Annotated in this window: 20 protein-coding genes; all 20 read right to left on the bottom strand. The window is 41.5% G+C overall.

All coding sequences use genetic code 11. The features are described 5' to 3' along the window. Position 1 precedes the first annotated feature (1 nt). The 20 genes from gmd to IE070_RS09925 all read right to left on the bottom strand — a co-directional run bounded on the left by gmd (position 2) and on the right by IE070_RS09925 (position 22098). Positions 2-1120 (bottom strand): GDP-mannose 4,6-dehydratase, encoded by a 1119-nt coding sequence (gene gmd / locus IE070_RS09830; RefSeq protein ID WP_189482949.1) that lies wholly within the window; start codon positions 1118-1120, stop codon positions 2-4. A 14-nt stretch (positions 1121-1134) separates the two neighbouring features. After that, positions 1135-2208, bottom strand: coding sequence for a glycosyltransferase family 2 protein (locus IE070_RS09835; protein WP_189482951.1), 1074 nt, complete (start codon positions 2206-2208; stop codon positions 1135-1137). After that, positions 2208-3227 carry a glycosyltransferase family 2 protein gene (locus IE070_RS09840; protein ID WP_189482953.1) on the bottom strand — a complete coding sequence of 340 codons (1020 nt, stop codon included), beginning with the start codon at positions 3225-3227 and terminating at the stop codon, positions 2208-2210. Before IE070_RS09840 ends, IE070_RS09835 begins: the two co-directional genes overlap by 1 nt. 2 nt (positions 3228-3229) lie before the next feature. Beyond that, positions 3230-4096 (bottom strand): O-methyltransferase, encoded by an 867-nt coding sequence (locus IE070_RS09845; RefSeq protein WP_189482955.1) that lies wholly within the window; start codon positions 4094-4096, stop codon positions 3230-3232. Between the two features lies 1 nt (position 4097). Further along, positions 4098-5264, bottom strand: coding sequence for a UDP-galactopyranose mutase (gene glf / locus IE070_RS09850; protein WP_189482957.1), 1167 nt, complete (start codon positions 5262-5264; stop codon positions 4098-4100). Next, the gene (locus IE070_RS09855; RefSeq protein ID WP_189482959.1) at positions 5257-6210 is read right to left on the bottom strand and encodes a glycosyltransferase family 2 protein; all 954 of its coding nucleotides are present in this window, start codon (positions 6208-6210) and stop codon (positions 5257-5259) included. Before IE070_RS09855 ends, glf begins: the two co-directional genes overlap by 8 nt. Positions 6211-6355: 145 nt before the next feature. Further along, a complete protein-coding gene (locus IE070_RS09860) occupies positions 6356-9148 on the bottom strand; it encodes a motility associated factor glycosyltransferase family protein (protein WP_189482961.1) in 2793 nt (930 codons plus the stop codon). 15 nt (positions 9149-9163) lie between these two features. Beyond that, positions 9164-9493: a hypothetical protein gene (locus tag IE070_RS09865; RefSeq protein WP_189482963.1), complete on the bottom strand. Its 330-nt coding sequence runs from the start codon at positions 9491-9493 to the stop codon at positions 9164-9166. Then, positions 9493-9939: a flagellar export chaperone FliS gene (fliS, locus tag IE070_RS09870; RefSeq protein ID WP_189482965.1), complete on the bottom strand. Its 447-nt coding sequence runs from the start codon at positions 9937-9939 to the stop codon at positions 9493-9495. The genes IE070_RS09865 and fliS overlap by 1 nt, the downstream gene beginning before the upstream one ends. An 11-nt stretch (positions 9940-9950) precedes the next feature. Then, positions 9951-11423, bottom strand: a complete 1473-nt coding sequence (gene fliD / locus IE070_RS09875; protein WP_189482967.1) for a flagellar filament capping protein FliD — start codon at positions 11421-11423, stop codon at positions 9951-9953. A 23-nt stretch (positions 11424-11446) separates the two neighbouring features. Continuing rightward, positions 11447-11839 (bottom strand): flagellar protein FlaG, encoded by a 393-nt coding sequence (locus IE070_RS09880; RefSeq protein WP_189482969.1) that lies wholly within the window; start codon positions 11837-11839, stop codon positions 11447-11449. A gap of 66 nt (positions 11840-11905) precedes the next feature. Then, positions 11906-12748, bottom strand: coding sequence for a flagellin N-terminal helical domain-containing protein (locus IE070_RS09885; protein WP_189482971.1), 843 nt, complete (start codon positions 12746-12748; stop codon positions 11906-11908). Positions 12749-13048: 300 nt separating this feature from the next. Beyond that, positions 13049-13906, bottom strand: coding sequence for a flagellin N-terminal helical domain-containing protein (locus IE070_RS09890; RefSeq protein WP_189482973.1), 858 nt, complete (start codon positions 13904-13906; stop codon positions 13049-13051). A gap of 173 nt (positions 13907-14079) precedes the next feature. Continuing rightward, entirely contained in the window at positions 14080-15303 is a 1224-nt protein-coding gene (gene flgL / locus IE070_RS09895; RefSeq protein WP_189482975.1) for a flagellar hook-associated protein FlgL, read from the bottom strand. A gap of 6 nt (positions 15304-15309) precedes the next feature. Continuing rightward, positions 15310-17343: a flagellar hook-associated protein FlgK gene (gene flgK, locus IE070_RS09900; RefSeq protein WP_189482977.1), complete on the bottom strand. Its 2034-nt coding sequence runs from the start codon at positions 17341-17343 to the stop codon at positions 15310-15312. Between the two features lie 33 nt (positions 17344-17376). Beyond that, complete coding sequence (gene flgJ, locus IE070_RS09905; RefSeq protein WP_189482979.1) at positions 17377-18666, bottom strand: flagellar assembly peptidoglycan hydrolase FlgJ; 1290 nt, start codon at positions 18664-18666, stop codon at positions 17377-17379. A 1-nt stretch (position 18667) separates the two neighbouring features. Then, positions 18668-19765 (bottom strand): flagellar basal body P-ring protein FlgI, encoded by a 1098-nt coding sequence (locus tag IE070_RS09910; protein ID WP_189482981.1) that lies wholly within the window; start codon positions 19763-19765, stop codon positions 18668-18670. A gap of 9 nt (positions 19766-19774) precedes the next feature. Then, positions 19775-20458, bottom strand: coding sequence for a flagellar basal body L-ring protein FlgH (gene flgH, locus IE070_RS09915; protein WP_189482983.1), 684 nt, complete (start codon positions 20456-20458; stop codon positions 19775-19777). A 13-nt stretch (positions 20459-20471) separates the two neighbouring features. Further along, positions 20472-21260, bottom strand: a complete 789-nt coding sequence (gene flgG / locus IE070_RS09920) for a flagellar basal-body rod protein FlgG (protein ID WP_189482984.1) — start codon at positions 21258-21260, stop codon at positions 20472-20474. 91 nt (positions 21261-21351) lie between these two features. Continuing rightward, the gene (locus IE070_RS09925; protein ID WP_189482986.1) at positions 21352-22098 is read right to left on the bottom strand and encodes a flagellar basal body rod protein FlgF; all 747 of its coding nucleotides are present in this window, start codon (positions 22096-22098) and stop codon (positions 21352-21354) included. Between the last annotated feature and the right edge of the window lie 3 nt (positions 22099-22101).

Raw genomic sequence — 22101 nt, forward strand, 5'->3', positions numbered from 1 at the left:
CTCATCCCTCGGTACTCATAGCACAGTCAAAACCATTTTGTTTTAAAAAAGCCTGACGCTTCGCTTCTTTCAAGTCATGATGAGCCATTTCTTTGCACAGAGTCCTGGTATCTATTTGCGCTTTCCAACCTAATTTAGCATGGGCTTTGCTGGCATCCCCTAATAAAGTTTCTACTTCTGCAGGGCGAAAATATTTAGGGTCAATGCGCAATAAAATATCGCCGGTTTTCACTGCAGGAGCATCCTCTCCAGACACAGACTCCACAATAGCGACTTCATCAACACCCTCGCCTGCAAACCGCAGCTGTATACCCAGCTCTTCCGCCGTCCATTGGATAAATTGACGAACCGAATACTGCAAGCCAGTAGCTATAACAAAGTCTTCAGGTTGTTCCTGCTGTAACATCAACCATTGCATATAAACATAATCTTTAGCATGACCCCAATCCCGTAGCGCATCGATATTCCCCATGTAGAGACATTTATCGAGCCCCTGAGCAATATTGGCTAGTCCTCTAGTGATTTTACGGGTCACAAAAGTCTCACCACGGCGTGGAGATTCATGGTTAAACAGAATACCGTTGCAGGTATACATCCCATAAGCTTCGCGGTAATTAACCGTAATCCAGTAGGCATACAACTTGGCAACTGCATAAGGGGAGCGCGGGTAAAACGGCGTAGTTTCCCGCTGTGGCGTTTCCTGTACCAAGCCATATAGTTCAGAAGTTGATGCCTGATAAAAACGGGTTTTCTTCTCCAGACCAAGCAAGCGGATGGCCTCTAGCAGCCTCAAAGTGCCCATAGCATCAACATCTGCAGTGTATTCAGGGGATTCAAAACTAACGGCAACATGACTTTGCGCACCTAAGTTATAGACTTCATCAGGTTGAACCTGCTGAATGATGCGGGTCAGGTTTGACGAATCGGAAAGATCGCCGTAGTGCAATATAAAATTACGATGTTCAACATGAGGGGACTGATAAATATGATCAACCCTTTGCGTATTAAACAGTGAAGAACGTCTTTTTATGCCATGAACTTCATAGCCCTTTTCTAACAGCAGCTCTGCCAAATAAGAACCATCTTGTCCTGTAATTCCGGTAATTAAGGCTTTTTTCATAGTTGTTGGCGCCCTTACTGTGGATTAGAAGATTGACGTACACAGAAAACACGCCAGCTTAATACATTAACGCCAGGGCAAGACAAAATAATACGTTGGGTAACATCGTCCTCATGGGCACCTTCAATACAATTGAGCACAAAATCCGGAGCCGCCAGCACCAGATCTTGCAAACTCATAACCGGAACATTAGCATACTCCGGCAGATTATCAGCGGACGACACAACAAAACCTATCACCTGAATATTTTTTTGGCTTAAAAAATGATAAAAAATCTGAGACAACTCCCTGGTACCAAATATCGCAAGGCGTTTCCCCGTCAAAACAGACAACTCTATATGGCCTTGCAACATATTCAGCATTAATCTTTTTAACAGTGATAGGTTCAGAATCTGCGCAGCTAGCATTTCCGGCAACTGAGAATGAGCTGTATTCAGTTCTAGCAGGCTATCCACCATCGTATCCTGTGCAAGCACATGAGTTATGCTCGTATCATTAGAACTTACCCCTTGCAGACTAAAACGAGCCACAGTTCGCTGAGTAAAGATACCTTTGGTTTTTTGGATGACTTTCTTCATAAAAAAAGTGTCTGCCGCAACCGTTAGACACTCATTAAAAGGTCCATGTTTATCAAAAAGTTCACGGCGGCAAAAAAAAGCCTGATGGCGGGGTTTAAAATTAATTGGATCATCTTTTTGGGTCATGCTGAAGTAGGATTCTCCAGTTTGTTCATTGACACAAAAGATAGTTCCACAATAATAGTCTGTCTCTGATGTAAATTCAGCAAGAACTTCAGCAATTACTGTTTCGTCATATAAAGAATCATCCGAATTCAAAAAGTAAACCAGATCACCAGTAGCTAAAGCGACGCCACGGTTAAAAGCATGATAAATACCTCTGTCTTTATCAGAAACTATTTTACTGATATGCGGATACTGATTAACCAAAGCCAGCGTAGAGTCCTTTGATCTGCCATCGACAATAATGTGCTCAATGTTTGCTACAGCGGTTTGATTCGCCACGCTGTCAAGACAGGTCTTTAGAGTGGTTTCACTATTGAATGTTGCTGTAATAATTGAAACTTTCATTAAGCTATCACCATAAAATCACGCCATTCCTGGAGGCCCGATTCACTTAATTGTTGCATCACGGATAAGCGCACAGGCTGTGCTGCAATAACGATTTTTTTACCCAAACAGTCCTGCAAAGCTCTGACTTCAACCCGCGTTTGGCCAATCGTCAAAGTTGCTGTGGCCTGTTGCTCTATCAAACAGAGCACCTCAAAACCAGCCTCACTTAGCAGCTTATACAACAACCGGGCTAAACCACCTGAACCATATATCGCCAACTTCCTTGCAGATCCTGCCAACCTTTCTAACCTAGGCAACTTAAATTCCAGCAAATAACCAAACCAAAGTCGCAGCTTTTCAGCATCGAGCGCAGCCGTCACTGAGTTGTTACTTAAGCGCATCTGCACCAGAACTTCGGGAAGACATGCCATTCGTCTTCCCTGCTCATGCATTTTGTAAAATAGTGCATAGTCCTCGCAGAGGCGCTGGTTCGGATAACCGGCTGAACGAACAGCTTCTGTGCTGGCACAATAGGTAGTGTGTTCCACACAAAGCCAGCGCGGGAGATGCTCGGCTATAAGCGCTTCGGTATTGATGCTGTTAATAAGCCTAGCATCTCGTTTGCGGGCAACAAAACGTTCGCTGCTAACAACATCATCTGAGTCAGCAAAATATTCAAAATATGACTTTACCAGTGAAATGTCAGGATTATCCAACAAAAAACTTACCATTTTTTCAAATCGAGTTGGATGACTTATATCGTCGGAATCGACTTTAATGATAAACGGAGCCGTTACAAAATCTAGCGCGTGCTGCAGTGAATAGCCAACTCCTTTATTTTCTTTACGACAAAAAAGATTTATCCGTGAGTCATGATAACTTTTAATAATTTCTACAGTACTGTCTGTAGATCCATCGTCTACGATAACAAATTCAAAGTCATCAAAAGTCTGATGTAATACGCTATCAATTGTTTCCCTTACGTATTGAGCGCTATTATAGGTTGTCATTAAAGCGGCTACTCGCGGTGCTGACATAACTATCCCCTTAGTTTTCTAACTATTGCAATACCGTAATTAGTGGGCGCAGTCACCATTTCAACTAATTGATATTGCTCAGGGGCGTTAACAACAAAGTTATCAAGCACAAATCTTGGGCCCTCATGTCCACAATACTTTGGAAAAATATCATGAAAAATAATATAACCACCAACCGCCACATGAGGAGCGTATAACTCAAAATCGGATTTGCATCCACTGATACTGTGGTCACCATCAATAAATAACAGGTCAATCTCATTATAACCAAGCCATGAATCAAAACGGCTAGCAGCATTTTTAGAATCAGACTCGATCAAATGAATAATGTCTGAAAACCCTGCACTCTTAATTGCTTCTTTGATCAAGGATTTAGGATTGACAATGCATGAGTAATGAAATGGCGGCCAAGGGAATTTGGGGACATAGGTATCGATAGCATATAATCGTCCCCTTACATTAGAACTTGCCATACCAGCCGCCAGCCATAATGTCGATATGCCAATAAAACAACCAATCTCAACCACGGTTTTAGCAGAAATATTTGCCAATATAACTTTGAGCAATTCTCCCTGAGCTGGAGATAAAGATGCAGGGTAAGCTGCAGGCATTTCATAGAGTTTTTTTAAAACTGATAACCAACCTGAGCCTGCGGACTCCATATAATCTGGATATTTGTAGCTTACTTTACTCAGTGAGATGTTTCTTTCTCGCACGTAGCCAGCAAGAAAGCTATTTATGGATTCCTGTGTCAGCCAGTAGTCTCCATCCTCACCTTTAACTGACGACTCAATTAAAGAGGCTTCCTCTACTTCAGTAAGCTTTAAGTCGCGAATAAATCTGAAGAACCTGACTTTATCAGCTTTCATACTAAACACAATTTTTCTGCAGTTCGGTAAAAGACTGTAACGCATTAGCCACTGCATCATCCATATTAAAGTATTTATACTCTGCCAGCCTACCAAGAGGAGTTAGCTGTGGATATTGTGCCGACAACGCTTTGTATTTCTCGAACCGCTGCTGGTTATCCCCAGTAAATACCGGGTAATAAGGAATATTTCTCTGTGGATCGTTTTTATCGTAATCCTGAGGGTATTCAGTAACGATGGTGGTACTATCTGATGGTTCAGCCAGAATATGTTTAAACTCGGTAATACGGGTAAAGTCAGGCGCATTAGGGTAGTTAACGGTGGTTGCCGTCTGAAAATAAGGGCAATCAAGCTGCCGAAATAAAAACTTTAACGATCGGTAAGGCAATTCACCAAACTGATAAGCAAACAGCTGATCAAGCATACCGGTGTAAATAAGTTTGCCATTAAAAAGTTCGCCATCCAGCCAAATTTGCCCCTGTTCCAGTTTGATCCTTTGCAAAGCATTCTGCAGTAGCTGCACATTAATATTTTGATGTGACAATAACCGGCTAATCAGTGCCGTGTAACCTGCAGCTGGAATCGCCTGGTAGTTGTCGTGAAAATAACGATCATCACGGCTTAAAACCACCGGAACTCTAGCAAGCACCTCAGGTGCAATTTCTTCAGCCTTTATACCCCATTGCCGCATGGTGTAATTAACAAAAATATTGTTGTAAATCCAGTCAGCCAGTTGCGCTAATTCAGGATCTTCAGTTTCACGCAACTTAGTAATAGAAACCTTATTACCTGCTCCGTATAAGGCTACTAGCTTTGCTTCAAGAGCAATAGCTTGTTCCGCAGGGTAGACTAAGTGAAGAGAGTTTAAATTAAAAGGCAATGGAATTAACTTACCAGCAACTTCAGCTAAGACTTTGTGCTGATAGGGATGCCAGTCAGTAAAGCGTGACAAATATTCCCAAACTTCTGGCCTAGATGTATGAAAAAGATGTGGGCCATATTGATGTACTGTGATCCCTTGATCGTTCTTCTGATCAAAGCAATTTCCCGCAATATGAGAGCGCTGCTCCAGCACTAAAACCTTCCAACCCAATACGCAGGCAATTCTCTCCGCCATAACGGCACCAGATAATCCAGCACCAATAACTATCGCTTTGAAATCATCCATTTTGCCATCCTAAATGTTGCATTACTTTTTCGGGCGCATTGATATGCTTTAAAGCAAACTCGTGCCGTTTATCAAAATACAACTCTTTCTCTGCAGATTTTCCAAGCATTGACTGGAAATGTTCAACCATTCCCATTTTTAAAAAATACAAGGCGGCGGAAAAATAAATATGATTGATGCCAAATTGAACTGTATCCTCATTTACCCCAAAAAATTGACTATGTTTACAGGCATGAATTAATTCATCCGTTACTTGAATTCGCCTGTTAGGATTGCACTGTGTCTGCCCACCGAAACTGCTATTATGAACGCGATATCGACCAAACACATTATCAATTCTATCAATAGTACCAGGATTCAAACCAATGTTCCTGATATGCCAAGGGTAATCGCAGATGATGTTATTACCATGCGCTAAGGCATCAATAAAAGCTGGGTAGCGCCTGAACATTATGCTGCTGGCTTGCAAAAAAACCGTATATTTCACCAGATGGTCAATTGTTGCCTTCTGAGGGATATAATGAGCATTATAAAAGTCTCTAGAATAATATTTTATAGTATTACCACTCACGCTATCGAACATATCAGACTCGTGGTAAACCATTGAACATAATGGGTTGGCATCTAAATAGTCAACCTGAAGCTGTAACTTACCCGGTAAAGCTACATCATCACCATCCAAATAAGCGATATATTGTCCCTTAACACTCTCAAGCAACCGCTTCATTGTCGCAACTAAACCAAGGTTAAGCTCATTTTTAAGCACCACAAGATTCGGATAACTGCTTGCTAGATAGTTGATTATTTTATAAGTGCTATCCGTTGACGCGTCGTCACATACGATAACTTCAAAGTCAAAGTTTGTCTTTTGACAAAGAACACTTAGCAAGCACTCAAAGATATATGGAGCAACTTTAAAAGCTGGAATAATAATTGAAAGTTTCATATATTTTGCATGTATCTTACTACTCACGCATTTGAATAAACGGCATTTTATAAAAACAATACCGACCATTATTTATAACGTAAATTATATAACTCAACTTCATCAAGCTAAAAGTATAAAACTAAAAATAAAACAAAAACTAAGACTAAAACTCAACATGCTTTTCAAACAAGACTGCATTACAACATTCCAATGCATCAGTATCAAAATGACTGATTGACTCTTTTAAGAACCACCTAAGAACTATTAACATCTCATTTAGCATTGCAACTTTTTTACTTTGAGAAATAGTTTCATCATGTACATTCATAAGATTAGTAAATCGAGAAAAATAATAAGCTACTGAACTATAGTACAAGCAAAATACAACTCTGCTAGTGGTAACGACATGCTCAAAATGATACCATTGTTGTTTTAAAAATATTTTAGCTTCTAAGACATCAAATGTATTTAAAGACAACATTTTTACCCAATCTAAAACTAAACTTTTTTCATCATCTGTCAAAACTCCTTTTTTGAATTTAGATAAAGATTGATTCAATTTACCTAGATTAACAAAAACATTCTTTATTAAATTCTGCTTGTACCCGGCTTTATCAACTACTTTTGAAACTAAAACATTTTCTGGCAATAAGGGCACAGCTCCCAAAATTAGAGCCCCATCACTACAGTTGTAAACCTCGACATTACCAAGGTATTCCTTAAGCTGCATCTGGCATATTTTTCTAGCCAAGTCAAATTCAGATTTAGTATATACAATATTTTTAAAATTTCCTCTTACACATATTTGTTCCGGATTAGCTTTACGGTAATCGTAACTTTCATCCCCTGCTTTAGTATAATAGATTGATTTTTTTGAGTGATGATAACGTGAATCAACCTGCCCAAAATCAACACCAAATAAAAAGAGTTGCTTGTGACCCAAGTTTAACAAAAAACTGATAGCCAAATTTGCTGCAGTAGGAAAAGCATAAGGAATAACACTTAACTCCTTATTTAATACTAAATCAACATCATGCTTAAAAACTATCGTCGGCGCTTCGCTTTCTTTGAAAATAAGAAATGATTGTTCAAAAAGCGCTCTTGTTGCAGGATGTATACTAGAAAAAGAAATTAAGGAAACCTTTTTTAATAATTTATTGTCACAGGTTTTATGCAAGTGATCATAAGTTGAAGCATTTTGCTCAACCTCAACGTGAAAATCTGGGATGATCCCATAATCCAGCAAAGGTTTTAAAGCTGTGCCGCAGCTGACTATAATTGCCTTCGTTTGATAACTTCTAATATACGCTAAAGTCTCATCTAAACTAGGGCCATTGCCAACAACAAATACCGGCATGTCACTTATAGCAAGACTTACAGGAACGTTTATCATAAAGAGCGCGTCAGATGAAAAATTACTTAATGTTTGATTTAAACCATATTTGGCATGATCGAAATAATCGCCTAAGGCAAGAACACTTCTTAACTGTTGCTTTAAGGAAGAAAATATATTATTGAGATCAGGTGTTGTATAATTTAACCAAAAACTGGTTTCGGCCAGAGCGTAGGCTCCCACCCGATAAAACTGCCGTAATATTTCATCAAAGTAATCTGCTTTACGGCCGCCGACATTAAGGTATAACTCTCGTCCCTCTTTATCCAGTTGCTCTAAAAGAGTATGCCATGGCAATACAAAGAGTGAAGCATAGAAAAAATCTGTCTCAGGTTCAAAAATAAAAATATTCTTTAAATTACTTTTGCTTAGCAACGCTTCGAAGGATAAGGATAAAGCGCAACCGGAAATAACAACTGTTGACATTAAATCGGGATTAATTGATAACCTACTACTATATTGTGCTTCTATTTGTTGAAGCTTACTTACTGCTTGGTAATGCAAATAGTGTCGAAGCTTATAGGGTACTTTTTGCTTAACTTGCGTATTAATATTCATCTCGCTGCTAAAAAAACGTCTGTTTACATTATCACAGTCATGATAAAGATGCCGATATAACATACAGTGTCGTTTAAAATGATATAAATTTGGAGTACCACTTTTATCTAATACTAACTGCCAGCGAGAAGGCTGGTAATTTTCCGCTAATTTGGCAAGTCCAGGGAAGTACTTTTTAAACACATCTAAATTCATACTAAATAGCGTTGAATCATTCTCGAAAGCAATTACAGAGCTATTTCCAAGCATTGATTGAGTTCTAACTGGGATATAATCCTCTGCTTGGTCAAACCCCATAAACTGCCGACCAGATCTTAAGAGTTTTACGCTATCTCCCGAGAATTGATTGTAGAAATGAATCACTTCATCTGACACAGGATGGGAGAGATGCCTGTAATAGTAAATTTTTTCTATGTTAGGCTGTATTGTCAGAATTTCTGTAAGGTGTTCAGCTAAAGAAGTGCCAGCATTTCCAATTTGCAGACCGACATAAATACCACGCTTGGTTGCAAGTTCAAGTAATGCTTGCCAATCTAAGGTGTACATTGAACATTTTAGAATATCTAAACGCGGTTCATATAGAATGACAAATTTTACATTAGCTTTTTCGATTATATTTTTGAGTGAAAACCCCAGTCCCAAACCAAAAACTAAAAGTACGTCTGCATTCTTTAAATCATGCTCTATGCCTGATGCGTTTGTAAGTGAAAAGTATGGTGCTCGTTTCAGAAAATCCAAAAATTCCTCTTCACATTCAGCCTCAGCATCAAGCCCGTACAAGGCGTGATTTGTCGAGTTATCGACGATATTTGCTTTATTGTTATTATTAATGAAAATTGAGAAATCATTGGTGTTTTCTTCTAGCGCTTTAGACAGATCTGGCAATATATCAGTAAGATAATATCTATTTAGCGTATATGTCTTAGGGATACTAAGTGCTAAACTTTTATATTCGGGTGATTCAGTGGCAAGATTTTCTGTTTGGAATATGCAAGAATGCAGCATAAAGTATTCTCAATATCATCCTTTTTGTACACTATGGTAACTTGCTTTAACCTTCTTAGCTAACTGAATTTTCTCCAATTCAGCTGCAATATTTTCCCTGTCTCGCTTGATAAGAATAATCATGTTTTCAAACCACACTAACTGTTCTTGAAGTAACAAAGCTTGCTCTTCAACTGAACAAGCCCTGAGCATTTCAACGAGATCAATATCAGTAAACTCTGTGGAATAAGAAACGAGATCAACATTAGGACTAGCAAAATTATCTAACAAATTTTGTTGTAACTTATGCAGCTTTGACAAACCTACTTCCTCGTCACTTGTCAAAGCATCATTTTTGGATGACATCAAGCACCAACAGCGAGTTGTTGTGGAACAGGATTTAACTGTTCCCGCATTTTATAGCCTTGCTCTCTATCGCTTACAGAGATTTGATCCCAAGCAGATTTAATAGTTAGCATTAATTCCATTACATCGTTTACTTTAGCGATACTCTGCTCTCTGCTTGCCAATGTTAGGTGATTAATCATGAATTCATAAAGCGAGTCGAGATTCTGAGATATTTCGCCACCTTCCTTCATATCTAAAGAACCTTTGAGCGCACTAACAATTGCGATTGCTTTACCAAAAGCTTGAGCTTTAGTAGCATAATCTTTTCGTTCAATTGCGCCCTTGGCTTTGGCCATGTTCTCTAAAGAACCTTGCATTAAGAGTTGAATCACACGATGCGGATCGGCAATAGCAAGATCATCTTTCACACCAACCGCTTTATATGCTTTGATACCATAACTCATAATTAATTTCCTTAGCTAGATTTGTTTACAGTAAAACCAGGAAGACTGGATAGCGCTGCAGTTACATTGGCTTGCTGTCTTTGCATTTGTCCAAGCAAGGTATCTAATGCAGCGTAACGTTTTCTCAGCGATTCTTCATAGTTAGCTATATATCGGCTGGCAGCCTCAGAAGCTTTAGTATTTTCACGTAATCTAGATTGAATATTTTCTTGGCGATTGGCTATCAAACCACCTGACTTGGTATATTCGGTTATTAAATTATCTAATTGTTTAACAAGACCATTTTCACCACCAAATAATTTAGCTAAGTCATCGTAATTTTCATTTAGCGCCTTATCAAAACGCATCTTCCCTGTTTCACTATTAAACTCGGTGCTAGTGGAAATTTCTAACTTGCCGCTTTTGTTTAAGGTAATACCTAAACTAAATAGACTATTAAGCTGATCCGATGAACCATCTACAGTGCTACCCAATATACTGCGCACTTGATTCAAAATATTTCTGGGCATTGAGTCTCCAGCAAGCGCACCGCTATCAAGAGTTACACTGCCATCTGCACCCATAATCCTATTCCGAGTAAGACTAGATATTTGATCAACAAGGGTGTTATAACCTTTAATGAAATTTTGAATATTTTCTTCTGCAGCTTTTTTATCTGTTGCTACCTGTAAACGCGCATTTTTGCCCACAGGTGTTACATCTAGCACCGTTAATGAAATATCTTGAACAGCGTCTTCAAAAGTATTGGTACTGCTAAACACTGCTATGCCATCAAGCTCTATTTCTGCATTTTGTGCAGCTGCAGCTAAATTTAATCCAGCAGTGGCACCTGGAGTAATATCTGTAGCAACTGATGAAACATTGTCTAACTCAGCATTATTATTACTAACCACCAGATCATTCCCAGTACCAGTAACATTCGAGTTTAAAACTAACTTAGTGCCGACTGCTCCACCGGCGTTTAGAATATTGGCGTTTACCCCAAAGTTATCTGCCGAATCATTAATTGCTAACCTTAGTTGGTTAAGTGTCATGCCAGCGGTTACCGCAACAGTAAAGCTCTTATCGCCCGCTTCAAAGGTTAACTCTCCGTCAGTTGTTGATACTACGGCGTCTGAACTTGCAAAAAGCGCATCTGCCGTTTCCATACGGCTACCTTTAGCAAGCTGATTAACTTTAATATCAAATGAGGCCGCCGAAGCGGTATTTTTGGCCGTTGCTTGAATAAAGGTTTTGCCTTCCTCAGGCTGAGTTAGTTTAATTTCTCTGGCTTTTAAACTTTCACCACTTAACTTTTTTGCCGCGTCTAAAAAACCAGATAAGGCCGATCTCAATTGACCTACACCTGATAAAGACGCATTTAAGCTTGACTTTGTCTTCTCAATGCGAGCCATTTTCGTTTTGCGCTCAACATCAACAAAGGTACCAACTAACTGGTCAAGTGGCAGGCCAGATGCAGCACCCAAGAAATTAATTGAAGACATAGATCACCTCATATTTTTTAACTTTACACTTTGCGATCGATCAACACGCCTAAAGATTGACCCATTTCCTCTTGTAAGCGTTTAATATCTTGAGCCACTTTCAGTAACTCTTCTGATGGTATTTGTCGAATAACCTGATCGTTGGTTTTATCCATCACTTTAATTATAGATCGTCCTGATTGTTCATCCATCTTAAACGACAAGGAGCGCTCTTCAAAAATTGCAGCTTTGTTAACAATATCTAGAGCTTCTTCAACTTGCACCTGAGTCGGCTTTGCTGACGTAATTTCAGTTACTTTTGGTGTAACTGTGTCATTAGATACTTTGTTAGAAGATGCAACTATATTCGCTGCTGCACTATTCTCAATTCCTGGCAGCATTGCGGAACTGCTGGAGATATTGGGCATGGTATTCATAATGTACCCTCATAAACGTAAGGCCAAACAAAGATAGCATCTTTGTTTGGCGCTTATCCACCAAAATTAACCTAACAGTGACAACGCTGCCTGCGGCCGCTGATTAGCCTGCGCTAATACTGTTTGGCTCGTTTGCTGCAAGATCTGCGCCCGAGTTAACTCTGCTGTTTCTTTTGCAAAGTCAGTATCACGAATACGTGCACGAGCGCCAGAAACGTTTTCAGAGATATTGGTCAAGTTACGAATAGTCGCCTGGAAGCGGTTTTGAATCGCACCTAAGTCAGCTCGTTTAGCATCAACTGTAGAAATAGCAGCGTCTATACTTGCCAACAATGAAGAACCAGTTTCAGTTCCTGATACGTCCACATCATCTAATTCAAGAGCAGCTGCAGTAAAACCACCAGTACCATTACCTAAGCTTACGGTAATATATTCTTGATCATCACCATTTACACCTACCAAGAACTTAAACTGTCCGTCAGCAGCATCTTCATTCAACAACAGTTTATCGCCAAATTTTGTTGTTTCTGCAACACGAGTTATCTCGATTTTTAACGCAGATATTTCTTTTTGGATTGCTACTTTATCCTTGTCAGCGTTAATACCGTTTTCTGATTGTACAACTAGAGTACGCATACGCTGCAATGATGTAGTGATTTCTTCCATCGCTCCTTCAGCAACTTGCGCTAATGAAATCCCATCATTAGCATTGCGAGCACCTTGATCTAAACCATTAATTTGGCTCGTTAAACGATTAGATATCTGCAAACCAGCCGCATCATCAGAAGCACTGTTAATCCGGAAACCTGAAGATAAACGTTTAAACGCTACATCCAATGAGCCACCAGAATTCATTAACTGGCGCTGAGCATTCAATGAGGATGTATTGGTATTGACAAATAAAGCCATGAGTCACTCCTTAGTCATAGACCGAACTTGGCCGTAGACTGTAGTTAAATATACGGATATTCCGTTTAGCTGAGCCAAGCTGCAACTTGGCTTACATACTGTATCGGCAGACTTAATAAGAACTTTAGGATTTTTTGATTATTTTTTTAAAAATTTATATTAAATGTGAGGTCTTTAAAGTGGGAATTAAATTAATAAAGCTGCCGTAAGGCAGCTTTTAAAGCGAGTCACTCCACTGAAGCGGTTCCGGCAAGAAGCAAGATTACTGCAATAATCTTGTTGCTTCAGGGCGGCGAGCTATTAACCTTGAAGTAAACTTAAGGCTGCTTGCGGCCGCTGATTAGCCTGAGCTAAAACTGTCTGACTAGTTTGTTGTAATATCTGTGCACGAGTTAATTCTGCAGTTTCTTTTGCGAAATCTGTGTCACGAATACGCGCACGTGCGCCAGAGACATTTTCAGAAATGTTCGTCAAGTTGCGTATAGTGGCTTGAAATCGGTTTTGTACAGCACCAAGATCAGCACGCTTACCGTCGACATTACTAATAGCGGCATCAAGTCTAGTTAAAATAGACGAACCTGTCTGAGCTGCATCAGCTACACTAATATCTTCAAGATCTAAACCAGCTGTTGAAAAACCACCTGCTGTTCCAAAACCCAAACTAACAGTGATGTAATCTTGCGTATCACCATTAACACCAACTAAGAAACGAAACTGCCCATCAGTGTCAGCTGAATTAAGATTAAGGAGCTGTTGATCACCAAACTTTGTAGTATCTGCGACACGCGTAATTTCAATCTTTAAAGCTGAAATCTCTTTTTGTATAGCATTTTTATCTTCTGCACTATTTATACCATTTTCAGACTGAATAACTAATGTACGAATCCGCTGTAATGAGGTAGTTATCTCATCCATAGCCCCCTCAGCAACTTGAGCTAAGGAAATCCCATCGTTTGCGTTTCGTGCTGCCTGGTCTAAGCCATTAATTTGGCTTGTTAGCCGGTTTGAAATTTGTAAACCTGCAGCATCGTCAGCAGCGCTGTTAATCCGAAAACCTGAAGATAAACGTTTAAATGCAGTATCTAATGCATTACCTGAAGTGATCATCTGACGCTGTGCGTTCAGTGATGAGGTATTAGTGTTTACGAATAAAGCCATGATGTTTTCCTCGCTTTTTAACTGGTTTAGGCAATGTAGACTTCGAATTGCCTGTTTCTTGCCGTGTTAATTATTTATCGGCGCAGTGCGGGGAAACTTTAGTTTTTTTTCAGAAACTTTTTATTGCAGTATTTCAGTAGATTAAGGGCAGGCTTTGTCACCTGCCCTCAGTATTAGCGTATATAATCAAATAAGGTGGTTGCATTCACTTTAGTAAATGATTGTGAGGCCGCTTGTAAAGCCACTTCTTGTCGTTTTATCTCGGTTAACGCCGCGGCTAAATCCACCTCAGAAATATCAGCTTTGTAGCTTTGATTTGTTATAAGCAAATCTGCATTAGTATTAAACACACTGTCTACTACATTTAAGCGACCACCTAAATTCGCTAAAGCACTATCGACATTGTTAGCCGTAACTCGGGTTTGTTCTAATGTGTCCAATATAAATGACTGTAAAGAATCAGATAATGTATTAGGATCATTTAAAGTTTCAATAAAACGTTGTAATGTATTAAGAATATTGGTTTGCTCTGGGGCTGGCAGCTCGAAATCAACTTGCGTAGGCACTGGCGTAGCAGCATCTAACTGAAAGGCTAAGCCATTAAAACCAATGTTCTGTCCTGGTGTGTACACGCCGGCTACTGGCGGCGTTAACGAATTGCCATTTCTCAGAATTTGATAATTTGACGCAGCATCAATTTGTAAACTGAACTGATTATTAGTCGGGGTTAGATTGTCAAAATTACTTAAATAAAAACTATCAAAAGCCGTTTGATTGCTTACCGTTGTCGTAGAATTTGCCGGCGCTGCTGTCACTTGTGGAGAAAAACGCGTGAACACGCTATCAAAAATTGCTTTGCCACTATCGTTACCCGGTAAACTTATCGATTGCGAAATTTGCATGGCTCTATTGCCATCATCGCCTTTAAATTCAAACTCACCGGTGACTGGATTGCGAACGTAAGCCGGCGTTTTATCCTGAAAGCCGGCGAAAATATAACTGCCATCAGCACTACGTGTGTTCATTAAATCAAATAACTCGGTTTGAATATTTTGCAACTCAAACGCTACCGCTTTACGCTGCTCCAAGGTATAAGTGCCATTACCGGTTGCTTGCGCCAACGTAGAAATACGATCATAAGAGGTACGCATGCTCGTGAGTACGGTCTCTTGCAAACCTAAATTGTTTTTTAGCAAAATACTGTTGGTTTGATATTGATCAATTTGCGCTTTGTTTTGATCCAAACTTAATACTTTTGCTGCACCGGCCGGATCATCCGCCGGCGACAAAATACGCGTTTGCTTACTGAGCTGAGATTCTGCTTTCGACATACGTTGCTGCGCGTTCAGAATACCGTTTAGGCTCTGATTGAACTGCATATTAAAGGTTAAACGCATATGTTATTACCTCACTGACTGCAACAAAGTATCAAAAATGGTCTGCGACGTTTGCAATATTTTAGCGGCAGCAGCGTAGCTTTGCTGAAAACGAATTAAATTTGCAGCCTCTTCGTCCAGATTAACACCAGACAAGGATTCATACCAGAGCGTGGTTTGCTCCAGTATTGCGGTATTCGCTTCATCAGCGGTGCGAGCTTGTCGCGTTCGTTCACCAATGTTGCCCACCATAGTCGCATAACTTTGGTTTAAACTGTATTGGCTGACTGCTAAACCGAAAGGTTCTGCACTGCGTCTAACCAACGAAGCGTCTTGCAAAGCCGATAAGGCTAAGCCATTACGGTTATCGTTAAAACCATTGGTATTAAAGTTTATCGTGAAGGTATCACCAGGTCTTGGTACCCCTGAAAGATTAAAATCAAACCCCAATTGCGCCTTTAAATTAGTTGTAGCATTTTCTAGTACGCCATTAAAGTTGTTCGTACTAAAACGCGTTTCACCTAGTAACGTATTGGACGAATCTGTAATACGAAACACAAATTCATTTGTAGCACTATCCTGACCTTGATAAGTTACAGTAAAAGGCCCATTACTTAACGATGATGTATTAAACGCCGAAGTGGCAGGATTGGTATTGTTTACTACTAACCCCTCAACGCGGCCATTCCCTAAATTACTGGCAGTAAACTCTCCCCTTACTGGGCTCGCTAGCGCGACGTCTTCTGCTCGGGTACTGGCTAATTGCATCGAACGAGCCGCCACATTTAATGGCTTTAACTCAAACTGGTCGCCCGGTGCAGCCGCACCAATTTGAATACGTAAACCAAATAAATCATTATTACTCGTGTTGGATGCACTAAAGGTTGCAGGAAAGCCTGTAGCACTGGTCAGGGTTTTACTATTTGCGGTTGGTTGGCCCATGTCGTCTAACGCGGTTACCGTAATCGTGTTTGCATCGATCACTTCTAACAAGTATTCATTGGGTGGCAATTGATAAGCGCGCCCAGGTTCGATTTCGACTAGAACATTGGCATTACTGGTATTGCTACTAAACGCGAGTCCCTGTGAAACAGGTAATCGAAATAAATCTTGGCCAATGGTACCGTTAAGGGTTAAGCCCAGTTTATTTTGTTTATTAATACTGTCGGCTAAAGTTAAAGCTAGCTGACCAAGCTGATTTTGTACCGGTTTGACTACCTGTAATCGATAATCAGTAAGAGCCCCTATTTTACCACCAATGCCCTGCGCACTCAGTTCAACCTTAACGTTAGCATTACTTTGTAACGTTAACTCAATGGTGCGATCGTTAGGATCGGGATCGCCGCGCAGGGACAATAGATTAAACTGGCCTCGTTCAACCACTAACGCCTGGCCACTGCCCATAAACACTAACTTTTCACCGCTTTTGGCATCGATGGTCTGAATGTCGAGATATTCTGCTAACTTTAAAATCGCGCTATCGCGATTATCAAATAAATCCAACGGAATAGGTCGACTAGAGCTACTGCCATAGGAAGCAATATCATTATTGTAAGTGGAGATTTGCGTAATAAGATCATTAACTTCTTTTACATAAACATCCATTTGCTGATTTAAAAACTGTTCTTGATCAGCAATTAAGGTAGACATGCTGCCAAATTGATTGAGTAGTGATTGGCTGGTGCCAATCACTAATTGCCGGTTTGAAAGTTGTGTGGGATCATTATTAGCGGTTTGTAACTGTTGAAACAAATTATTCATGCCCGTGGCAATACTGTTCGCGGCATTGGAAAATAGCGCGTCTAAACGGTTTGCTTCCGCTAAATATTGGGCGCTGTAAGCCGCACTGGTGGTATCGCGGCGCAATTGCTTTTGACTGAATTCATTTACTAAACGCTCAGTAGTGCCCTGGCCTACCCCTAGGCCGAATTTTTCAGCCACAAACTCCGTGCGCTGACGCACATAGCCCGGGGTATTAATATTGGCAATGTTATTACTGGTTGTGTTCAGCAAATTGCTATTAGCTAGAACTGCTGATTTTCCAATATTTAGTAAACTCATGTCTTACTCCGCACACCCGCTAACGGGTATTGTCTATTCTTCGGCTGTTGCCTGAAAATCTTGAGCATTTTCTGCTTGAACACGATCTATCGAACTTTGCCCTACGCTTACTCCATCACGCGCTTGCGACGTTATAGTTGACGTTGCTGCATGCGGTGCTGGTGTTAACGCCTGTGCAGCAGATTGCGACGTAGTGGAAGGTGAGGCGGCCAGTTCGGCTCTTACCTGTTCAAAGGCAGAGCTCTTAAACACCGACATAATTTTTTGCGCGTAATTGGGATCCGTTGCATAACCCGCTGCCTGTAATTCACTAAAATAGGCGGCAGGTTCTTGCGCGGCTGCAACGGCCTGTTGATAACGTAGACTGTTACTGATAAAACTGGCGTAATCTTTTAAGCTTTGTTCAGGCGATTCATAAGCGCGGAACTTGGCTTGTTCTTTTCGTGCAACACCCTGCCGATACTCTAAGGTATCTACCACGGCGGTATCACCTTGCCAGTTTCGGCTCGCTTTTATACCAAATAAGTTATAGCTATTATCACCCGTTGCGGTTTTAATCATGCGCTTGCCCCAGCCGGTCTCCAGCGCAGCTTGCGCAATCAGCGCCAGCGGATCTAAGCCTAAAGCACTTGCGGCTTTGCGTGCCGCAGGCAATAAGCTACGAATAAACTCCACTGGAGAATCATTCTTAAATTCAGCACTTTCAGTCACAGGTTCAACGGTTTTACGCTGCTGGGCGGCTAACTGTTGCGCAGCCGCTTGTTCTGCTGCCACTTTTTCGGCCTGCACCCGCTCACGTTGTTGCTGTAATTTTTCGAGCAATGGACTTAACTGCGACATGTCACGTTTACCCGGTTGAACAAGATCGGCTTGAACGACTTGCTGCGCAGCATGGGCTTTAAGAAGCTCTAAATCGGTTTGCTGCTGATAGCGCTGCGCTTGAGGTAGCGCTAAATCGCTCGCAAGCTGGCCAGGTAATAATAACGTTTCGGGCCGTTGTGTGGGTTTTGCTGCAGCACTAGGATCAAGCTGTTGTACCAACAAATCCGCTAAACCGAGCGCCCCTTTTTGCGACAGATCCGAGGCCAATTGGCTGTCGTGCATATCACGATAAAACTCGGTAGTCTGACTATTCATCAATCCTTCTGCTTCAAAGGCCGCGTTGGCTTGACGCATGCTTTTAAGCAACATATTGAAGAAAATCCCTTCGAACTGCTCAGCCGCTTGCCGTAACCCGCCCGCTTTATCGCCCCGCGCAGTTGTTCTGATCTGTTGCAGACTATTGAGATCATGATAAGAGTGCTGCAGTTTGCCGCTGTTCATATTAAATCACCACTAACTCGCCGTGGATGGCACCGGCTTCTTTTAGCGCTTCTAATATAGCCATTAAATCGCCTGGCGCTGCGCCAACCGCATTGACCGTGCGCACCAACTCATCTAGGGTAACACCCGGATCAAACTTAAACATTCTCGAATTTTCGGGGTTAACATTAATAATGCTATCTTGCACCACTGCGGTATCGCCGCCGGCTAAGGCATTAGGTTGCACAACGATAGGATTCTCTTCAATACTCACCGTCAGTCCACCATGGCTTACGGCTGCAGGGAATAAACGCACATCTTTTCCGATAACGATAGTCCCAGTTCGTGAATTAATAATAATTTTGGCAGACTGATCTGCAGGCTGAAATGTTAAATTTTCTAGTGTAGATAAATAAGACACACGCTGGCTAATGTCGCGCGGAGCTCTCACTTTTACCGAAGAGGCATCAAGAGAAAAGGCAGTCTCAGGTCCCATAAAACCGTTTATGGCCTCAGCTAACCGCTTGGCAGTAGTAAAGTCAGGACGTTTAAGGTTAAAGGTAATAAAATCACCATTACCAAATGGCGATTCTACTTCACGTTCTACCACTGCGCCATTTGGGATGCGGCCAACGGTTGGGGTATTTACCAGAATACGTGAACCATCAAGGCCTTCTGCACCTAAACCGCTAACAATTAAACTGCCTTGCGCAACCGCATAAACATTACCATCTAAACCGGTTAAAAAAGTTTGTAGTAAAGTACCGCCTCGTAAACTTTTGGCACTGCCAACAGAAGATACAGTAATATCAATAGTTTGGCCTGGTTTGGCGAACGCAGGTAGTTCTGCATGAATCGCCACCGCTGCCACGTTCTTAATTTGTGTGCGCGAGCCAGCCGGTAAATTAATACCGAAGTTGGCTAACATGGTGCGAAAGCTTTGTTCAGTAAAAGTACTTTGTTCGCCGGTCCCCGGTAAACCTACCACCAGCCCATAGCCAACTAATTGGTTACTACGCACGCCCTCGATATCGGCCACATCTTTAATTCTGGCCGCATCAACACTCACACTTACCAAAAGGAGTAAAATCAGTATCACCACAGTAAATATAGTACGCATCGTTAACTCCTAGAATGGCCAGAGAGGACCACTAAAAAACCGCGTTAACCAACCGGGCGATTGTCCACCATGGTGGGAGCCTGTACCACTATACTCGATACGTGCATTGGCTATTTTCGTCGATTCTACGGTATTGTTTACATCAACATCTTGTGGCCGAATAACGCCTGTTAATCGAATGTATTCTTTACCCGTATTTAACGTCAGCCATTTTTCTCCACGGATCACCAGATTGCCATTTTCCATCACTTGCAACACATTTACCGAAATATCCCCCACGAGGCTATTGCTCTGATCGGCCTTTGCATCACCGCTAAAATCTTGGCTACTGCTTGAACCAAACTGCAATACATTGCCACCTATAGAAGCGTTGCGCCCCGCTATGTTTAGGGGATCAAAGGTGACATTACTGTCTTTAGCAGTTTCTGTTTTCGCTTGTTTTGATGCTTGCGTTTTTTCACGTAATACGACCGTAATAATGTCGCCTTCGTGCCGAGCTTTATTGTCTGAATATAAACTGTTGGAATGGCTTTGCGTAAATAAAGAGCCGTTTCGAACAATCGGTCTAGGCGCCGCAACAGGTGGCAATGGCGCGAAGTAAGGATCGTCGGCTCTGGCTTCTTGTAATGACGCGCAGCCAGTTAACGAACCTGCTAATGCTGTGATAGATAACACCAAACATAACGTACGCATACCTTTATCCACCTTATAACTGCTGAATCACAAAGCCCAGCATTTGATCTACCGTTGAAATGACTTTTGAATTCATCTCATACACTCGCTGGCTTTCAATTAAACTGACTAGCTCTTCTGTTACATTCACATTCGAGGTTTCTAAAGCGCCTTGGACAATGATACCTAGCCCCTCTAAACCGGGGATCCCCTGCACCGGTGCACCACTGGCGGGCGTTTCAGTAAATAAATTTTGCCCTATTGGCTCTAACCCGGCCGGGTTAATAAAATTGGTTACGGTAAGTTGCCCGAGCACAGCATTTTCTACCTGCCCAGCTAACCGTACCGACACTTCACCATCTTGCGAGACCATAATGGCGGTAGCATCGGGAGGGATCACAATATTGGGCTGTACTTGGTAACCAGCCCCTGATGTCACCATATTACCTTCACCATCTACCGTAAATTGACCATTGCGGCTATATGAAATAGTGCCGTCAGGCATCAACACCTCAAAAAAACCATGGCCTTGAATCATCAAGTCCAAGCTATTTTCGGTGGTAATCATATTGCCTTGGGTAAAGCTTTTTTGTGTTGCCACAACTTTTGTACCGGCACCAACCATTAACCCATTTGGTAACTCAGAGTTTTGCGAAGAACGGCCACCAGGCTGATTAATATTTTGGTACAGTAAATCTTCAAACACCGCGCGACTCTTTTTGAAACCTACCGTGCTGGCGTTTGCCAAGTTATTAGAAATTACCGAAATATCACGCTGCTTGGCGTCTAACCCTGTTTTGCTGATCCACAATGCTGGATGCATTTGTACCTCCTGGGCATAAGCCCTATTAACTTAGTGGTAATGTCTTACCTGCATAACACACTGAACAAAGTTCAGTATGCGCGTCAAATGGTTAGCCCATGATTCTTAACAGCTGATTTTGCTGCTGATCCATTTGTTCAGCTTGTTTCATCATTTTCACTTGTAATTCAAACTGACGTTGTAAACTGATCATGGTGGTCATTTCACTTACCGCGTTTACATTGCTGCCTTCATAAGCCCCGTTTAATAAGGTCACATCGGCACTGGCCTGGGCTAATTGGCCATCTTTACGCCGGAATAATCCGTCATTGCCCTTTTCAATTTCAACCAGCTCTGGCTTTACCAGTTTGATACGCCCAACATCTTCTAGCACGTTTGCCGGCGCGCCTTGCGCCCTAGCGCTGACGGTGCCGTCGATTCCAATTTCCATCTTCGCCAAGGGAACAGGTAACTGTATGGGACCTTCATCCCCCATCACGGGCAAACCGCTTGCTGTCATCAACATGCCGGTCGCTGATACTTGTAAATTACCTGCTCGTGTGTAAGCTTCGTTGCCATCTTTATCTTGCACAGCAAACCAACCGTCGCCCTGAATCGCGATATCTAACTCACGTTCGGTAATGATCATGGCGCCGCTGTCAAAGTTTTGACCAGGACGCTCGGTCATTGAAAAAACACGTGTCGGCAAACCCTCGCCAAAAGCTTGCATGGATCGCGCCTGTTCAAAGTCGGCTTTAAACCCTACGGTGCCCGTATTGGCCAAGTTATTTGCTCGAACACTAATGCCATTCATATTCTCTTTGGCACCACTCATGGCAATGTATAACAAACGATCCATGGT

The organism is Alishewanella tabrizica (assembly GCF_014652375.1).
Lineage (GTDB): Bacteria > Pseudomonadota > Gammaproteobacteria > Enterobacterales > Alteromonadaceae > Alishewanella > Alishewanella tabrizica.